Annotated in this window: 16 protein-coding genes; 3 read left to right on the top strand and 13 right to left on the bottom strand. The window is 58.8% G+C overall.

Translation table 11 applies throughout. The features are described 5' to 3' along the window. Positions 1-1,117: 1,117 nt before the first annotated feature. The 4 genes from ACO59D_RS05130 to ACO59D_RS05115 all read right to left on the bottom strand — a co-directional run bounded on the left by ACO59D_RS05130 (position 1,118) and on the right by ACO59D_RS05115 (position 4,452). The gene (locus ACO59D_RS05130; RefSeq protein ID WP_485126053.1) at positions 1,118-1,933 is read right to left on the bottom strand and encodes a PTS system mannose/fructose/sorbose family transporter subunit IID; all 816 of its coding nucleotides are present in this window, start codon (positions 1,931-1,933) and stop codon (positions 1,118-1,120) included. A gap of 2 nt (positions 1,934-1,935) precedes the next feature. Further along, positions 1,936-2,736, bottom strand: a complete 801-nt coding sequence (locus tag ACO59D_RS05125) for a PTS mannose/fructose/sorbose/N-acetylgalactosamine transporter subunit IIC (RefSeq protein ID WP_485126052.1) — start codon at positions 2,734-2,736, stop codon at positions 1,936-1,938. A gap of 63 nt (positions 2,737-2,799) precedes the next feature. Then, positions 2,800-3,306 carry a PTS sugar transporter subunit IIB gene (locus tag ACO59D_RS05120; protein ID WP_485126051.1) on the bottom strand — a complete coding sequence of 169 codons (507 nt, stop codon included), beginning with the start codon at positions 3,304-3,306 and terminating at the stop codon, positions 2,800-2,802. A 39-nt stretch (positions 3,307-3,345) separates the two neighbouring features. Beyond that, positions 3,346-4,452, bottom strand: coding sequence for an SIS domain-containing protein (locus tag ACO59D_RS05115; RefSeq protein WP_485126050.1), 1,107 nt, complete (start codon positions 4,450-4,452; stop codon positions 3,346-3,348). Positions 4,453-4,669: 217 nt separating this feature from the next. On the opposite strand from ACO59D_RS05115, the gene ACO59D_RS05110 reads away from it, so the two are divergent. Then, complete coding sequence (locus ACO59D_RS05110; RefSeq protein ID WP_485126049.1) at positions 4,670-5,383, top strand: GntR family transcriptional regulator; 714 nt, start codon at positions 4,670-4,672, stop codon at positions 5,381-5,383. 543 nt (positions 5,384-5,926) lie between these two features. Here ACO59D_RS05110 and ACO59D_RS05105 read toward each other — a convergent pair. From ACO59D_RS05105 to ACO59D_RS05065, 9 genes are all read right to left on the bottom strand, one after another. Beyond that, a complete protein-coding gene (locus ACO59D_RS05105) occupies positions 5,927-6,244 on the bottom strand; it encodes a hypothetical protein (RefSeq protein WP_485126048.1) in 318 nt (105 codons plus the stop codon). An 81-nt stretch (positions 6,245-6,325) separates the two neighbouring features. Further along, complete coding sequence (locus ACO59D_RS05100) at positions 6,326-6,520, bottom strand: hypothetical protein (protein ID WP_485126047.1); 195 nt, start codon at positions 6,518-6,520, stop codon at positions 6,326-6,328. Further along, complete coding sequence (locus ACO59D_RS05095) at positions 6,520-7,080, bottom strand: phosphoheptose isomerase family protein (RefSeq protein ID WP_485126046.1); 561 nt, start codon at positions 7,078-7,080, stop codon at positions 6,520-6,522. Before ACO59D_RS05095 ends, ACO59D_RS05100 begins: the two co-directional genes overlap by 1 nt. Continuing rightward, the gene (locus ACO59D_RS05090) at positions 7,080-8,183 is read right to left on the bottom strand and encodes a galactitol-1-phosphate 5-dehydrogenase (RefSeq protein WP_485126045.1); all 1,104 of its coding nucleotides are present in this window, start codon (positions 8,181-8,183) and stop codon (positions 7,080-7,082) included. Before ACO59D_RS05090 ends, ACO59D_RS05095 begins: the two co-directional genes overlap by 1 nt. A gap of 73 nt (positions 8,184-8,256) precedes the next feature. Further along, positions 8,257-8,742, bottom strand: coding sequence for a PTS sugar transporter subunit IIB (locus ACO59D_RS05085; RefSeq protein ID WP_485126044.1), 486 nt, complete (start codon positions 8,740-8,742; stop codon positions 8,257-8,259). 63 nt (positions 8,743-8,805) lie between these two features. After that, positions 8,806-9,483, bottom strand: a complete 678-nt coding sequence (locus ACO59D_RS05080; protein WP_485126043.1) for a ribulose-phosphate 3-epimerase — start codon at positions 9,481-9,483, stop codon at positions 8,806-8,808. A 199-nt stretch (positions 9,484-9,682) separates the two neighbouring features. Continuing rightward, positions 9,683-10,513, bottom strand: coding sequence for a PTS system mannose/fructose/sorbose family transporter subunit IID (locus ACO59D_RS05075; protein WP_485126042.1), 831 nt, complete (start codon positions 10,511-10,513; stop codon positions 9,683-9,685). Further along, on the bottom strand, positions 10,513-11,268 hold the full coding sequence (locus ACO59D_RS05070; RefSeq protein ID WP_485126041.1) for a PTS mannose/fructose/sorbose/N-acetylgalactosamine transporter subunit IIC: 756 nt from the start codon (positions 11,266-11,268) through the stop codon (positions 10,513-10,515). Before ACO59D_RS05070 ends, ACO59D_RS05075 begins: the two co-directional genes overlap by 1 nt. Before the next feature lie 112 nt (positions 11,269-11,380). Further along, positions 11,381-11,797, bottom strand: a complete 417-nt coding sequence (locus ACO59D_RS05065; protein WP_485126040.1) for a PTS sugar transporter subunit IIA — start codon at positions 11,795-11,797, stop codon at positions 11,381-11,383. Between the two features lie 310 nt (positions 11,798-12,107). Here ACO59D_RS05065 and ACO59D_RS05060 point away from each other — a divergent pair, with 310 nt between their 5' ends. Then, positions 12,108-12,902, top strand: coding sequence for a DeoR/GlpR family DNA-binding transcription regulator (locus tag ACO59D_RS05060; RefSeq protein WP_485126039.1), 795 nt, complete (start codon positions 12,108-12,110; stop codon positions 12,900-12,902). A gap of 222 nt (positions 12,903-13,124) precedes the next feature. Beyond that, positions 13,125-14,228 carry an IS256 family transposase gene (locus ACO59D_RS05055; protein ID WP_485126038.1) on the top strand — a complete coding sequence of 368 codons (1,104 nt, stop codon included), beginning with the start codon at positions 13,125-13,127 and terminating at the stop codon, positions 14,226-14,228. Positions 14,229-14,740: the final 512 nt, after the last annotated feature.

Here is a 14,740-nt window from a genome sequence, read left to right as displayed (position 1 = left end):
CCTGGGGCTGGCAGCGTAGGAACCAGGTCCAAATTAACCGCCGCAGTCCCAAACCGAAAGTCAGGCTTGACTAAACACACCTGCCGGCGGGCAGGGGGAAGGGCCAGCGGACGGATACCGGGCCCGGCCTCGTCCCGCCGCCCGGGGAGGGCACCGAGGCTCACCACGCGTCCGGGTCGTGCGAGGGGCGCAATGCGATGACGTGCCGGGGAGGCGCGCCTGACCCGTACGCCGCTGCGGACGCGCGTTCCGGCGAGGCGTGGCGCCCCGGGCACTGCGCACGCTATGCTGCATTGACGTCATGGGGGGGGGAGGGATAATCGAAAACGGCGAGGGAACGGTAGCGCGAGTGACAGCAATGCGGTCGCGACGATGACGACGAGACGGTAACGCGACCGACGATTTTTACATTGACTTCATCATTTGCTTGGTACGGATATCCGTTACCACCCCCGTTCGCTGGCAATTAAGCAACGAGTCTGCCCCTCAAGCGCCCAAACTATGGCAGTTCATATGCGAGAGATTCTGGATGGGCACCCGTCTCAACGACGGTTTTCTCATGCGAGCAGAACTGCATATTCCATTCGATGGAACAGTTGACCAGATGGGGGGGGGACGTAACGGTCCAGATTATCGGACCAAGCGAGAAACACACCCCTTATTACGCGAAAGATTCCTGAGTTTTATGGAAGACGGTTCGAAAGCTCGCAGCTGGAGACTGCTCAGCTTTTTTTCCGACTCATACGCGAATCCATTTGCAATGGCATCCCCAATCGGCATCCCGAAGAAACGGATGCTTAGGTGCGAGCGTACGCATCAATCGCGAGGCTGGTGGAATAGTTCCTAGCCGGGACCCCCTATGAATATAGCGAGCCGACGGGACTCTATGTCCGACTGTACCTAACCCACGTTGTCCCACAAGAGGGCCTTTGCTTCATATCAGGGAGTCCCGGCCACCTTGCCCTAACATTGTCTAATTCCGTGGCTATCGGAAGACTTTTTCCGCCACCACCTGCCCACCACAGATATGAAAGGACGCTCCCCCCTTGAAGCTCCGCGGGGAGAGCGACAAGTTCATCAAGCTACGTGACCATTGAACCAACCAGCTCTGACTTCCTCAGACAAGCCCCAAAGCGACCAAGACGACTCCCAAAGCGAGAAGTCCGAACATCACCGCAGTTCCAGAGATACCCTTCTTCAAGAGCTTGTAGCACCCCAGTGTCAGCAATGCGGGAAGCAGGCAAGGGCAAACTTGATCAATGATGTCCTGGAGCACTACCTGCGCACCGTTGATGTCTATCGTTGCTCCAAGGCTCAGCACCACCATCGAGGGAATCATGGCCCCAATGACGACGAGGCCCATGATTCTCGCCGCCTCGGTCAACCTGTCAAGGGTTCCGTCAGCAGAGACGCGCTCGAGGAACTTGCCTCCACCCGCATAGCCGATCTTGAACCCCCACCGTCTAACAACCTCGGAGGGGATTACGTTTATAAGGGCGTAGAAGATGGGGCCAAAGACGTTTCCAGCCACAGCCATGGGAGCGCCGACGCCAGCACCGATTACCCTGAAGGTGCCCCAGAAGAAGCTGTCGCCGATTCCCGCTAGCGGACCCATGAGCGCAGCCTTCACCGAGGTTATCGAGGAGGAGTCGTACTCGCCCGGATTGCTGGCGTTCTCCTCCTCCATCGCGCACGAGAGCCCGATGATGAACGGACTCGTGCTGGTGGCGCAGTTGAAAAACTCGAGATGCCTTTTGACTGCCTGGTTGAGACCCTCCTCGTCATCCTTGTACAGCTCCCGGAGCGCTGGCAGCATCGTGTAACAGTATCCCGTTGACATCTGCCTCTCGTAATTGAAGCAGCTGAGCAGCTGATAGTGTCTATTAAAGACCTTACGGAGGGTGCCCTCGCTAAGCTTCTTCTCGTCCGCCATGGTTAGAGCTCCTCACTGTCATCGTCTACCCCACTGGTAGTAGCAGCCATCTCGAGAACGTTACCGTTAGCGCCTCTGTCGCTCAGCTTGTAGTAGATAAGTGCGATAACGGCGCCGAAGAACGCGGCACCCAAGGTGTCGACCTTCAGAAACGTAGCGAGTCCAAAGCCCAGGAAAAGGAACGCGCCAAACTTCTTGTCCCAGGTAAGTTGGATGAGCATCGCAATACCAAGGGCGGGAAGGATGTTGCCGGACTGAGCAAGGCCGTCCTGAATCACGGATGGAATCATGTCAACGAAGGACGTGATGAGCCCTGACCCCAGGACAAACCCCAAGAAGACGGGCACGAACTTGAAGAGGAAGTAAACTATCGCTCCGCCCCAGTTGCAGAGCTCGATACCGCGATAGTCCCCATTTGCAGCACACTTATCCGCTCGGTGGGCGAAGAACGTATTCACCACGGGAGCGGCGATGTCACAGAGCTGAGCAACGACGGCAATGGGAATCGCCAGCGCAAGCGTTGTCTCATAGGATGCCCCCGTGCTGATAGCAAGCGCTGTAGCCAGGGCTGAACCAACGACAACGTTGGGCGGCGTCGTGGTCCCAATACCATTCAGGCCCATCCACACAAGCTCGAGCTCGCCGCCAATTGCGAGCCCCATTCCTGGATTCCCCATCACCAGGCCAACCAGCGGCCCGATGATTATCGGTCTGTCAAGCATGTGCTGGCCACCAATGCGGGACTCCATGTAAACCGCCGCAGCGATCAGCGCGACGAGAAAACCTTGTAGCGCTTGGCTCATTGCTCCCCCACTCTCCTCAACAGCGGTACGCTCACAATCAACGTGCTTCTCGATTTGGCGCCGTTACTTCTCGAAGGCCTTCCCCATATCGGAAAGCGAGGCCTTCTCTAGGGCTGGATTTGCCTGGCAGAAGACGTCGACGCCCACTTGGGCCAACCTCTTGGCCGCCTCGTACTCCTCTTTGCTTACGCAGACCCCCGGGATGACGAGCTTGTACACCTCACCCCCTTTCTTGACGATTCCCACAGTCCCGATGTCAAGGGCCATGAACTTGTGGCCCGCATCCAACAGCAAATAGACGCGCTCCGCGTCCTCCACGGATGCGGTGATCAGGAGAATTCTTTTGCCGTCGTTGATTGGGTTGTTCAACGCCTTCGCTGCCGACTCGACTGATTTGACGAACAGCTTGACTCCCGCCGGCTTCGCGAGACGCATCGTCTCCTTCTTGAAACTGTCGGTTGCTGCTTGGTCGTTCGCAACGAGAATGGTCTCGGGCGCCACGCTCGACGTCCACGCGACCGCAACCAGCCCGTGTATCAGTCGGTCATCTGCCCTTGCCAATGCAATCATCTTTCTGCCTCCCCTTGATGCGTTGAAACTCTTGTCCACTTAATCCAGATGCGCGAAGGCAATGCGGTTTGCGGGCTTGTCCCTCGTGTTGATACCTGCGGCAATGCAGTTGCGGGCTGCCGTGATGTAAAAGGGAAGAATCATGGCTATGGGGCTCAGCTCCTCGGGAAAGTCGCCGGTTAGGCAGAGCGCCTTGTCACCAAACTCTCCGAGATGCGGGCCAGAAGTAATCACAAATACGTGGTCGGTAATCTGGTTCTTCTTGAACCAGGCGAGAAACACCGGGATGCGCTCGAGACCCTCACCGGCAGGCGCAACAAAGAAGACGAACGTTTCTGCGTCCAACGCGTAGTGCGGACCGTGAATCATTTCTTCAAGCTCATAGCCACGCACTGGCCTTCCAAATGTTTCGGTGAGCTTGAGTTCTGCCTCGTCAGCGGTGCACTCGTTAATTCCGTACGAGCAAACATATGCCCTCCGAAGCGACTGGAGCTCCCCGGCGTGCGCGGAGTACCATCCCTCTGCCTGCTCGAGTAGCCCGTCGAAATCCTCCGAAAGTCGCCTCGCGGATTCATGCCGTGAAAGGTATTCGCTCTCATCCAGAGTCCCATTCATGCGGCCCAGCTCGAGTGCAATGAGATAGCCCTCGAAGAGCGTCGCGAGGTACCCACGGGTCTCGACGTGTACAACCTCATGACCAGTAAAGAGGCGAACCGCATGGTCTGCCTCGGCCACCACGGGGCTATCCAGGACGTCGGTGAGCGCCGCGGTCGTCGCGCCGACCTTGCGTGCCCTGCGCAGCACGTCTATCGTCGAGACGCTTGTGCCGGACTGCGAGACGCCAACGTAGAGGACCTGGCTCGCCTGGTACCCGGAGCAGGCAACATCAACCTTTGGGTCGGACCGAGTGGGGTACTCTGCGTATGCCGCGGTATGGGAGAGACGCCTGATCATCTGTGATATGTAGAGGGATGCGTTATAGCTGGTACCAGAGCCAACGAGGTGAATCTCTTTGATGTCGTAGCCCCCGACCACGCCTCGAAACGGCGAGAGGAACGCATCCTCGTTCTCCAGAACATTCCGGAGTGCATTCCCCCCATCGTGGATGTAGCCAATCATCGTAGGGTCTTTGAGCTCGGTAATCATCGTGCCTCCAAGATTGTCTAGTCTGTTATATGTATGTATATACATTTATAGTTAATACTACGCAAGGGTCTTTTGCGTCATTCCACAAGCGGCGTAAATTTTGAGATGGACCATGGCATATAACGGTATATACATTAACTGTTGTGAAACGCTTTTGTTACGTGCTAATGTCATAGCGTCCAATGTGGCTTTGTACCGCAAGGGCAATGGAGGAGCAGTGTCAGCGAAGCCAAAATATCAACAGGTCGAGGAGTACATCCGAGGCCTCATCTCAACCGGCAGAATCTCCGTTGGCGAGAAGATTCCAACAGAGCAAGAGCTTTGCAACCGGTTTGGCTTCTCGCGAATGACCATCAACAAGTCTCTCAACAACCTTGCTGGCAGTGGCTATATCTCGAGGGCCCCCGGAAAGGGAAGCTTTGTCACGGCACAGCACGTTAGGAAGAGCCTCCTTGCAGCAGAAAGCTTTACCGAAGACATGGCACACATTGGGATGAAGGCCGGGTCAAGGCTGCTCAGCTATGAGGTCCTGCCTGCATCAGAATTTCAAGTCGCTTCCCAGAAGCTGGGCTGCGCCAGCGAGGAACTCATTCACCACTTTGTGAGGCTACGCACCGGGGATGGAAAGCCAGTCGCCCTCAGCAATACGTATGTCTCCGCTAAGGTCATCCCTGCCATAAGCGTCGAGGCACTCAACGAATCCTTCTATGCCTATGTTAAGTCCCTGGACATCCGTGTTGCCGGGTATGACATGGAGATTAGCGCAACCCTTCCCACGGAGGAGCAGCGACAGCTGTTGAGCCTCGATGACGTGGCAATCCTTCAGATGACACACGTGACGTACACAGAACGCGAGGGGCTGAGGGTACCGTTCGAGTACATCACTACGTACTACAACGGAGACCTGTATTCATACAGGTTTGAGATGTAGGCTCAGAGCGAATACCGCGAGAAGAGGCTGGCGATTCAGGGTCATTAATCACCGCTGTTGTCGGCAATGGGAGCCTCCGCATCACATGTCGGCTTGTCCATCCTCGGTAGTGTGCCGAATGACGCTCCTATTGTGTGTCAAGAGGCATCTCGTGGTTCCTGCAGATCTCGGAGAGGGGCATCGAGCACCTGTTCCCGAAGCTCGTAGTGCTTCCTCGCCTCCCGCTCGACCTCGCTGGTCCCGATGGGCTCGGTGCCGAGCCTCGCGGCGCACCTCCCCCTGGGCGAGGTGCGCCGCCACCCGCCTCGGCCTGAGGGTCCTGCCGTCCTCGTGAGCCCTGGCGCCCGGGCTCACGAGGGCGTAGCGGGCCTCCCTGGCGATGCACCTCCTCAGACACCTCGTGGTCTCGCGCTTCGATCTGCCCTCGGCTGTCCTCTTGGAGACGTAGGTGTGATGCCCTTCTAATTGTCAAGCCGTTCTCAACGTGCGGCTCTGGGCGACGGTGTCGTAGCGGGGCTCGCATGCGACGTGTCATCTGGCGCATCATGTCGCCCCGGGCCTGGGGTGTCCCCCGGACGTCTCGCGGGCGACATGGGCGCGGGTCCCCTCGCCCGCCCCCAGCCCTCCGACGGCGACGGTGCGTGTCGCGCCGTCTGCGTCGGGCCCCTGGCGCCACCCCACGCGGCATCGCGGACGGCGGCTCGTCCCCGGGCCCCTCCCGTCTCCCACGGTAATCACCAGCTGGGCGGCGGCCTGCGAGCCGTCGCGCTCCTCGGGCCAGACGTCCTCGACCCTCCACTCCGGGCCTAACCCTATCGGCCTCTCGAGAAGCTGCGCCAGCATCCCGACCTGGAGGTCCATGCAAGACCCCCGATTGGCGTCACCGCCAGATGCCCCTATCGTACCGTTTGGGGGCGTCGAGGCCGGCGGGCGTTCGGCGTGCTAGCCACCAGAAATTTCAAAGAGCCCAAAAGTCTGTACCGCATCACTCTGGCAAGCATCTTTGACGCACTGCTCAACGACACTATAGAGGACATCGACATACTCGTCGAAGCTCAGGTTCACCTCGGGACGAGGTTTGGAAACCATCTCCTTGAGCCTGCTCATCATGCCAGAGAAGTCCATGATCTGCTCCATTACTCCAGATTGGCGTGGCGGTCCTTGACGTCTCTCTCGGTCCACCCCATGCGTCCCATGATCTCGAGTGCAACTATGTCTCCGAGGAGAAAGAGCTCCTGCTCGACAAGGGTAGACATGGGCTGCTTGGACGCGTACTCCTCGGGACCCGCAAACTTGGTTCTGCCACGGAGCAGGAGCCTCTCCGACGCGAGCGAATCGATTGTGCTCTCGGGCGTGCATCCAATGTAGAAGACGTCGGCGCCCTTCTCGCGCGCGATGCGACCTATCTCGGCAGGGAGCTTGCTCTCCCCAGAGCTTGAGCCGATAAGCACGAGGTCGTGCTCGCGCACGGGCATCTCGGTCTCATCACCAACATAGTTGATGTCAATGCCCAGGTGCTTGAGTCTCTTGACCCACGCCTTGAGCGAGATGAGCATGCGTCCTACAGCCATCACGAGCACACGGCGACCGGGTACCAAAAGCTCGTCGACCAGGCCATCGAGCTGCCCGTCGTCAATAGACGGGAGGGTATCGCCAAGCTCCTTGAGGACGAGCGCCGTCGACTCCCTGCCGGACATCACTCGGCCTCCGGGACGTACATGGCTTTGCAGATGAGAATCGAATGGTCGTTGATGCCCGAGCAGAGCGCGGGAAGACCATCCAGCGAGCTCTTGTGTGTGATGAGATCGGTGACCTGCACCTTTCCTTCATCAAGCATGCGCACGGTATAGTGCCACTCGTTGATGGGGGTATCTGCGTAGTGGGAGTTCCAGATACCCTTGAGATTCAGCTCCTTGCGCAGAATCTGGCTGTGCCGCGACAGCTTGATGGTGGTGTCGCTTGCCGGGTTACCCATCAGCACAATGGTCCCGAAGGTGCGCATGCACTCGATGGCCTGCCCTAGGGCTGCGCCAGTACCCGTACCCTCGATGGCAACGTCGAAGCCCCTGCCGTTCGTGAGCTCGCGGACGCGCTCGACGAGGTCGACCTCCTTGGAGTCGATGACCTCGCACCCATGCGTACGGGCAAACTCGCACTTCTCCTCGACGATCTCGGAGAGAACCACCGACGCCCCAAAGAGCTTGGCCCAGCGGGCGGCCATGATACCAATGGGACCCGCGCCCATGACGAGCACGTTCATGCCTGCGGTGACCCCGCCCCTCCTCACGGCGTGCTGCGCAACTGTGCACGGCTCGGTCATGGCAAGGGCCTCACAGGGCGTATCTGGGTTTGTCGAAGGGACAAAGTGCCAGGCCGAGGGAATAAGGCAGTACTCGGCGAAGCCGCCATCGCTTCTCGACCCAAGGTAGTCGTAGTCCTCGCACATGGCGTAGTTTGCCGAGAGGCATGGGTCACACTTCCTGCACGGTATGCAGGGGAATATCGCACCGCGCCTCCCGACGAGCGACTTGTCGGCACCCTCCCCTACCTCGACGATGGTGCCGCCGAACTCATGCCCGATGGTGAGCGGGTAGCGCTGCTTGCTGGTGCCAAGCTTGAAGATCCTCGGGATGTCAGACCCGCAGATCCCGCAGCCCTCCACCTTGAGCAACAACTGCTCGCCGACAGGCTTGGGTATCGAGACCGAGTCGGTTACGAATTCGCCAACGCGATGGAGCCTGCATGCCTTCATCGTTCCTTCGTGGTATGCAGATGGCGAGAGGTATCGAGAGAAGTCCATATGTGCGTCATTCCCATCTATCGAAGTCGTTTTAGCTCGCTCGCAGTCGCCTTCGCGCATGGAATGGGGTGGCTTACTTCTCGAGCAACCCCTCGACGCTCACGGCGTTGTTCGCGGGCACGATCCTAATTTCAACTTTGATGCTCTTAGCAACGAGCTCCCTGAAGATCTTCCGCTCCTCGGGCGAGACGGCGATGTTCTTGTAGAACTTCTTCCTGCCAGCAGACATGCCCATGCCGCCAATGTTCACGAAGTCAATGTCGACTCCCGCGTCAACCAGGCGCTTGATGGTGAGTGGGAATTTCACCAGCAGGATGGTCTGCTGGGCAAGCCCCTCCTTGAGCTTGGGGGCTGCGTCGTCCACCGAGAGCGTCTCGATGGTCGTTCCCTCGGGGAGCAACAGCTGGAACATCTTAGTCATGAAGAAATCTTTGCTCACCTGGTCGTCCACAACCATGATGTGGGCGCACGACGGGAATTGGTGAATCCACGCCGTCATGACCTGACCGTGGATAAGGCGGTCGTCGATACGGGTAAACACAAGATTCTTCACGCTCATGGCACTGCTCTCCTCTGGTTGTCTGGCCAATCTTTACGCGCAAGGGGCACGTGGCTGCTACGCTCAGCCAATCTGAGCCTGGTAGTCCCTGTAGTTCTCGGCAAACTTGCTCGAGCCTCCCTGGATGAGCGAGGACGTGCCCACGACAAAACCGGTGGCACCCGCCTCGTGCATGCGCTTGGCGTTCGCGGGCGTAGTGTTGCCGTCAACCACAATACCTATGGGGTGATTCGCTCGAGCCGTTATCTCTGCAATCCTGTGCAGCTTATCAAGGTGATTGGGAACCATCTTCTGCCCGGCAAAGCCCGGGCTCACTGCCATGACCATGACAAAGTCGAGCATGTCGAGGCACTCCTCGAGGTAGCTCACGGGCACTCCCGGACTAAGGGCGAGACCTGCGGAGACGCCCACGGCGCGAAGGCTCTCGAGCAGCCGGTACGGCTGAATGCAGACCTCGGGGTGGAAGCTGAGCGAGTCCCCCTTGCGTAGATCGAAGTACGGGACAAATCGCTCTGGCTCCGTTGCCATGATGTGGACATCCATGGACAAATTAGTAAGCTGACGGATAGCCTTAAAGTCCTCCGCTCCAAGCATGATGTTGGGCACATAGTGGCCGTCCATCACGTCAAAGTGTATCCCCGCAACACCAGTCTTCTCGAAAGCACGCACATATGCCTCAAGATCCCATGGCTTGCAACACATGACCGAAGGGTAGATGTCCACATCCTTCTTGCTGCTCATGATTTGCTCCCTGAAGAGCCCTTCCCCATGGGCAAAGACTCATATACTTGTACCGTGCCCTCGTTGCGGTGCAAGCGCAGCGGGGACTAGGTTAGCGTGCCCTCCTGTCCCGATTGAGACATTGGTGTGTGGACAGGAGGGCACCCGCGAACATTAGATGCGCCCAGAAGCTTCCCAACGCGTGGCTACAAACTGGAAACTAGTACAGACCCATAAGGGCCTTGATGCCAACGAGTGCGAAGCCAACTGCGAAGACGATGAGCACCATCGTCAAAGGCTTTACCTGCTTCTTGGACAGAAGAGCCCAGGTTCCCAGAACCACAAGGAGCGGAAGTAGGCCCGGAAGCAGTGCGTCAAAGACGCCAGTCTGCAGGTTGAGCGAAACGGTACCAAGTTCGTTGGTCCAGTCAAACTCGAGCCAAGAGAGGTCAAGCTTCACGTTGCCAACGGTCATACAGCCGACGACCATAAGGCCGACGATTGAGACTGCGTCGAGCACCCTGTTGATGATGCCGCTCTGAAGGAGGTCGACGATGGCGTCTCGGCCCTTCTTGTAGCCCAACATATACATGTTGTAACCGCACGTAAGCTGCAAGATCTTATAGCCAAGATCAAAGATGATGGGTCCAGCAAAGTTTCCCGCAAGCGCGAGCTGGATGCAGATGCCGGCGAGGATGGGATACGCAATTGACTGCGATACCGTATCACCAATCCCAGCCATGGGGCCCATGAGCGAAGAGCGCATGAGCATGATGTCATCCGCAGAAATGTCTGCTCCCTCTGCCCTCTTCTCCTCCATGGCGCAGGTAATGCCGTTGATGATTGTGCCCATCCACGAAGGTTCGGTGTTGTAGAACACCAGGTACTTCTTGAGTTCTTCTGCCTGCTTGTCCTCAGGATACAGCTTGCGAATGACGGGCACGAACGCATTCGTATTGCCAAGGCCCTGGAGTCGCTCGTAGTTGTAGCAGGTCTCAGACGAGTAGGTAAGCAACCAGTTCTTGACGAGCGTCTTCTTAGAGAGCGCCATTATGCCTCGCCCCCAGACAGCTTCTTGAAGCCATCAGACTGATAGTTGTAGAGCAGGATTGCGATAAGGGCGGCGATGAACGTGACCATCATCGTGGTAAGGCCCATGAACTCAGCAAACGCGAAGCCAAGGAAGAAGAAGGGCATGAGCTTGGGCTTGTTCAGGTACTGGAGCAGCATTGCGATGCCAAGTGCGGGCATAAGGCCACCGACGATGCCAAAGCCATCTACAATCCACTGCGGAAAGGTCTGGAACCACTCGCCAAACGGGGCTCCATAGAGAACCACGAGCATGGCGGGTATGCCATTAAGAATGAGCGATACAAAGAACGAAGGGATGTAGTTGCACATCCTCATAGCGCGGATGTTGCCCTTGTCCAGGTAGTTCTCTGCCATGTGGACCCACAGCGTGTTGATGGACATGTAAGCGGTCCACACCATGATGGTCACGCTGCCGAGAATGACGCCAACCGTCGTCGCAGAGTTCACATCAAGCCCAGAGACGAGCGCAAGTGCAGTGCCCACAGGACCGGCGAACTGCGGGTTACCCGGCATGGAGCCACCGGCGGTGATGAAGCCAACGTAGGGCAGGTTGATTGCCGCAGCAATCATCATGCCCTCGATAGGCTTGCCTAGTACGAGTCCTACGAGAAATCCTGACCACATCGGGTACAGCCAAGTCCTCGTAATGACATGGCTAAACCACCAAGTGCAGCAGGTCGTGATGAGCGCAACAAGAATTGCTTGTACAACCACTACTCTCACCTTCTACTAACACAACCCAGCAGATTTAACGCAGAAGCACAGCCTTCGGCAAGGCCTCGATTACCTCGGGCCCCCTTTCAACACTCGATTTTGTCGTTATTGCCTAGCCGAAGATCTTTTCCACTAGACTAACCATCCCTTGGCCTCCTGAAGAGAGCGCAGTTCGCTCGAGCTGCACGAGGCTTTGTGTATCTCTACTGTTCACCGACTCAATGAGCATGGGAAGATTGAGCCCCGTCACGCACCGAACTCTATCCGTTCCCATATCGTTCATGATGCGGGCGATACAGTTGCAGGGGGTGCCACCGAACAGGTCTGTGAGCACAAGGACGCCACTGCCCTCGGAGTCTTCGTAGAGGGAGTGGACCTTATTGGAGAGCTTGTCAAGAAATACGTCAGGTGCCTGTCCAATATTCAGCGACACCGTTGCATAGCCTTTTGTCTCACCCATGATAAGGGTAAGCGCCGACGTTATACCCTGAGCAAACTCACCATGTGTGACAAGCAAAATATTTACCATTTGATGATTCACCTCTCTTCCTTGCTCTTGTGGTGGTTCAGATAATATCCACATGTGATTTTGCAAGCCATAACTTCCCTACAAGCACGGTTGAGTGGTATTTTCACTTCGGTGAACGGTTGCGAAACGAAAGTAATGGAAAGCCACGTATGCTGTACATGCCGACATTCCTTGATTTCGCTGGTAAAATCGCTGCGTGCTGGCCGACGGCAGATTGTGGTACTACATATTCACGTTGTTTCATTCCTGTTAACGTATTCTCAACCATGCGTAACGTCTTGCCAACAACACGGGGCTTGGAGGCAGCCCAATGACAGACTCCAGACAGAGGATGACAGCCGAGGAGCGGCAGGAACGAATCCTCGATGCGCTTTCGCGAAAAAGCGAGGTGATGGTCTCTGACCTGAGCGCGGAACTTTCCGTCTCGACGGTGACCATACGGACCGACCTCACCGAGCTCGAGCACGAAGGAAAGCTCAAGCGCATTCATGGCGGTGCGGTTCCCATGCGCGAACTCGTGGTGCCGAGCCTTCCCACGCGCATCCGCAGGAACGTGAGGGCAAAGGACGCCATCGGGCTCGCCGCCTCCAAGCTGGTACGCGATGGCGAGACCATCCTCGTGGGGTCGGGAAGCACGACGCTTGCGCTCATCCGCAACCTGGACAAGAAGAGGGACGTCTCGGTGATCTCTGACGAGCCGGCAGCCCTCAACTACATCCAGCAGCACCTCCCCAAGACAACCCCCATCAGCACGGGCGGCATTCTCGGCCGAGGCTATCACCTCTACGGCCCCTACCTTACCGCATCGCTGGTAGGGACGCACGTGGACAAGGTCTTTCTCGGTGCGGACGGTTTCGAGAGAAGGCTGGGCTTCCTTGCCGAGAGGCAGGTGACCGCAGACGCAAAGAAGGAGTTCATGAAGCACGCCCGCAGCGTGATCATTCTCATGGACGCTACGAAGGCGGGAGCAAGCAGGCTCTTCGTCCCCTTTGCCATGCCCGGAAGCGTCGACCTAGTGGTCATGGACACCGATCCCGACGGCGTCGTGGCGGAGGCATCCCGCCTTGCCGGGGGACGCACACGCGTCATCGAGGCTGCGCGGTAGGAGTATTGCCCCCTATCGCCGTGGCACTCGTCGCCGGAGGTCGGGGCGTCTCGCGCGTCGCCGGAGGGCCCCATTTGAGGACAAACTTCACCATATCGGGCTCTCCAGCGACTATTTGAGTCACGTCCATAAAGTGGTGTAAATAGCAGTGGCGGGCCAGAGGTCCGCCCTCCAAGTAACATTTGCAACCGCCAGAGAACAAAGAGACTTGGAGGAACGGGCATGGCCCAGATCAATGTCACCCTCGACCAGGACGAGATTCTACGGCTCCTCGCGGACTCCTCGGGGGACGCCTTCCGGCAGGTGCTCGCGACCGCCCTCAACGCCGTGATGCGCGCGGAGTCCGACGAGCAGCTCGGGGCGGGGCGCTACGAGAGGAGCGAGGCCGCGCTCGTGACCACGATGGCCGAGATGGTGGTGGACGGCGTCTCCACCGCCAAGACCGGGAGGGTCATGCGGGAGATCTGCGGCAGGGGGCTCTCGAAGCAATCGGGGTCGGCCGCCTGTGCCACGCTCGACTCGGCGGTCGAGGCCTTCGGGACGCGCCCGCCCGAGCCGGGCGCCCACCCCTTCGCGATGCTGGACGCGACCTACCTGAAGGTCCGCGGGGACCACAGGGTGAGGGCCCAGGCGCTGCTCGTGGCCATCGGCCTCGACCGCTCCGGGCGCAAGGAGGTGCTCGGGCTCGCCCCCGCCGACGCCGAGACGAGGGCGAGCTGGTCCGCGTCCATGCGCTCGCTCGGGGGTCGGAGCCTCCGGGGCATGGCCGTGGTCACCTCCGACGCGCACGAGGGGCTCGTGGCCGCCCCCCACGACGTGTGGCCGGACGCCGCCTGGCAGAGGTGCCAGGCCCACTTCTCCCGCAACGTCTCCGACGCCGCCCCGAAGCGCCTGAGGGCGGGCCTGCGCTCGGAGATGACCGAGATGCTCAACTGCTGCACGCTCGCGGAGGCGGAGGCGAGGCGCGACCGAATCCTCGCCGACTGCGCCGGGGAGGCGCCGCAGGCGTGCGAGCGCCTCGACGCCGGCTTCGACAACGCGATGACCGTGATGCACCTGCCGGAGCAGATGCGCAGGTGCACGAGGACCTCGAACTGCCTCGAGCGGCTCAACAGGGAGATCAAGCGCAGGTCGAGGGTCATAGGCATCTTCCCCAACGCCGGCTCGGTGGTCAGGCTCGTGGGCGCGCTGCTCATGGAGAGGAACGACAGGTGGGCATCGATGTCCAAGGCCTACTGCTCGACCGGTGTGGCGGAGCTCGAGGGGAGGGGGGCGGGGCTGGCCGGGATAGCCAAGGAGCAGGCACGGCTGATGTCGGCAGTCTAGGGAAGGGTGGCGATTGCGAATTTACACACCGATTTGGACTTGACCGCGCGGGGACGGAAGTGGGCCGAGATTGTGGCAGCAAGACGGACTTGTGCGTACGCACGAGCGCGTTTTTTTGCCAGCGGCAAATCCGGGAAGGAGCTGTCGAGCAGAAATGTGTGGTTGAGCGTACGCACGAGAGCTCTCTTTTGACCGCCGAGAGGAACTGGGCAGAAATTCTCAGTCCTGCGTACGCACCACCGGGAATTTCTGCCAGGGCCACGACGTTTCCCCAGTTGGACGAGAGGGACCTGGCAGCGGATTGGGGTGGTGCGTACGCACGTCATCGCTTTTCTGCCAGCGCGGGGCTCCCAAGGGGTGGAGTTGGCAGAAATGCAGGGTTGAGCGTACGCAGGATGTCACTTCTCTGCCAGTGGGACCCCTCGGCATGGCGAGACCGGCAGAAAAGCCACATCGCGCGTGAGTCCTTCTCGCCGACTGGCCTTCTCCCGCGCCCTGGCACCGCGCCCACA

It is taken from the genome of Tractidigestivibacter sp., from assembly GCF_057241865.1.
The sequence above is the reverse complement of the archived record's forward strand: the minus strand, read 5'-3'. Positions and strand labels throughout refer to the sequence as shown.

Bases quoted from the DNA above. Each gene is read 5' to 3' on its own strand.
- ACO59D_RS05130 (WP_485126053.1), bottom strand. From the start codon at position 1,933: ATGGCGGACGAGAAGAAGCTTAGCGAGGGCACCCTCCGTAAGGTCTTT.
- ACO59D_RS05125 (WP_485126052.1), bottom strand. From the start codon at position 2,736: ATGAGCCAAGCGCTACAAGGTTTTCTCGTCGCGCTGATCGCTGCGGCG.
- ACO59D_RS05120 (WP_485126051.1), bottom strand. From the start codon at position 3,306: ATGATTGCATTGGCAAGGGCAGATGACCGACTGATACACGGGCTGGTT.
- ACO59D_RS05115 (WP_485126050.1), bottom strand. From the start codon at position 4,452: ATGATTACCGAGCTCAAAGACCCTACGATGATTGGCTACATCCACGAT.
- ACO59D_RS05105 (WP_485126048.1), bottom strand. From the start codon at position 6,244: ATGGACCTCCAGGTCGGGATGCTGGCGCAGCTTCTCGAGAGGCCGATA.
- ACO59D_RS05100 (WP_485126047.1), bottom strand. From the start codon at position 6,520: ATGGAGCAGATCATGGACTTCTCTGGCATGATGAGCAGGCTCAAGGAG.
- ACO59D_RS05095 (WP_485126046.1), bottom strand. From the start codon at position 7,080: ATGTCCGGCAGGGAGTCGACGGCGCTCGTCCTCAAGGAGCTTGGCGAT.
- ACO59D_RS05090 (WP_485126045.1), bottom strand. From the start codon at position 8,183: ATGGACTTCTCTCGATACCTCTCGCCATCTGCATACCACGAAGGAACG.
- ACO59D_RS05085 (WP_485126044.1), bottom strand. From the start codon at position 8,742: ATGAGCGTGAAGAATCTTGTGTTTACCCGTATCGACGACCGCCTTATC.
- ACO59D_RS05080 (WP_485126043.1), bottom strand. From the start codon at position 9,483: ATGAGCAGCAAGAAGGATGTGGACATCTACCCTTCGGTCATGTGTTGC.
- ACO59D_RS05075 (WP_485126042.1), bottom strand. From the start codon at position 10,513: ATGGCGCTCTCTAAGAAGACGCTCGTCAAGAACTGGTTGCTTACCTAC.
- ACO59D_RS05065 (WP_485126040.1), bottom strand. From the start codon at position 11,797: ATGGTAAATATTTTGCTTGTCACACATGGTGAGTTTGCTCAGGGTATA.
- ACO59D_RS05060 (WP_485126039.1), top strand. From the start codon at position 12,108: ATGACAGACTCCAGACAGAGGATGACAGCCGAGGAGCGGCAGGAACGA.
- ACO59D_RS05055 (WP_485126038.1), top strand. From the start codon at position 13,125: ATGGCCCAGATCAATGTCACCCTCGACCAGGACGAGATTCTACGGCTC.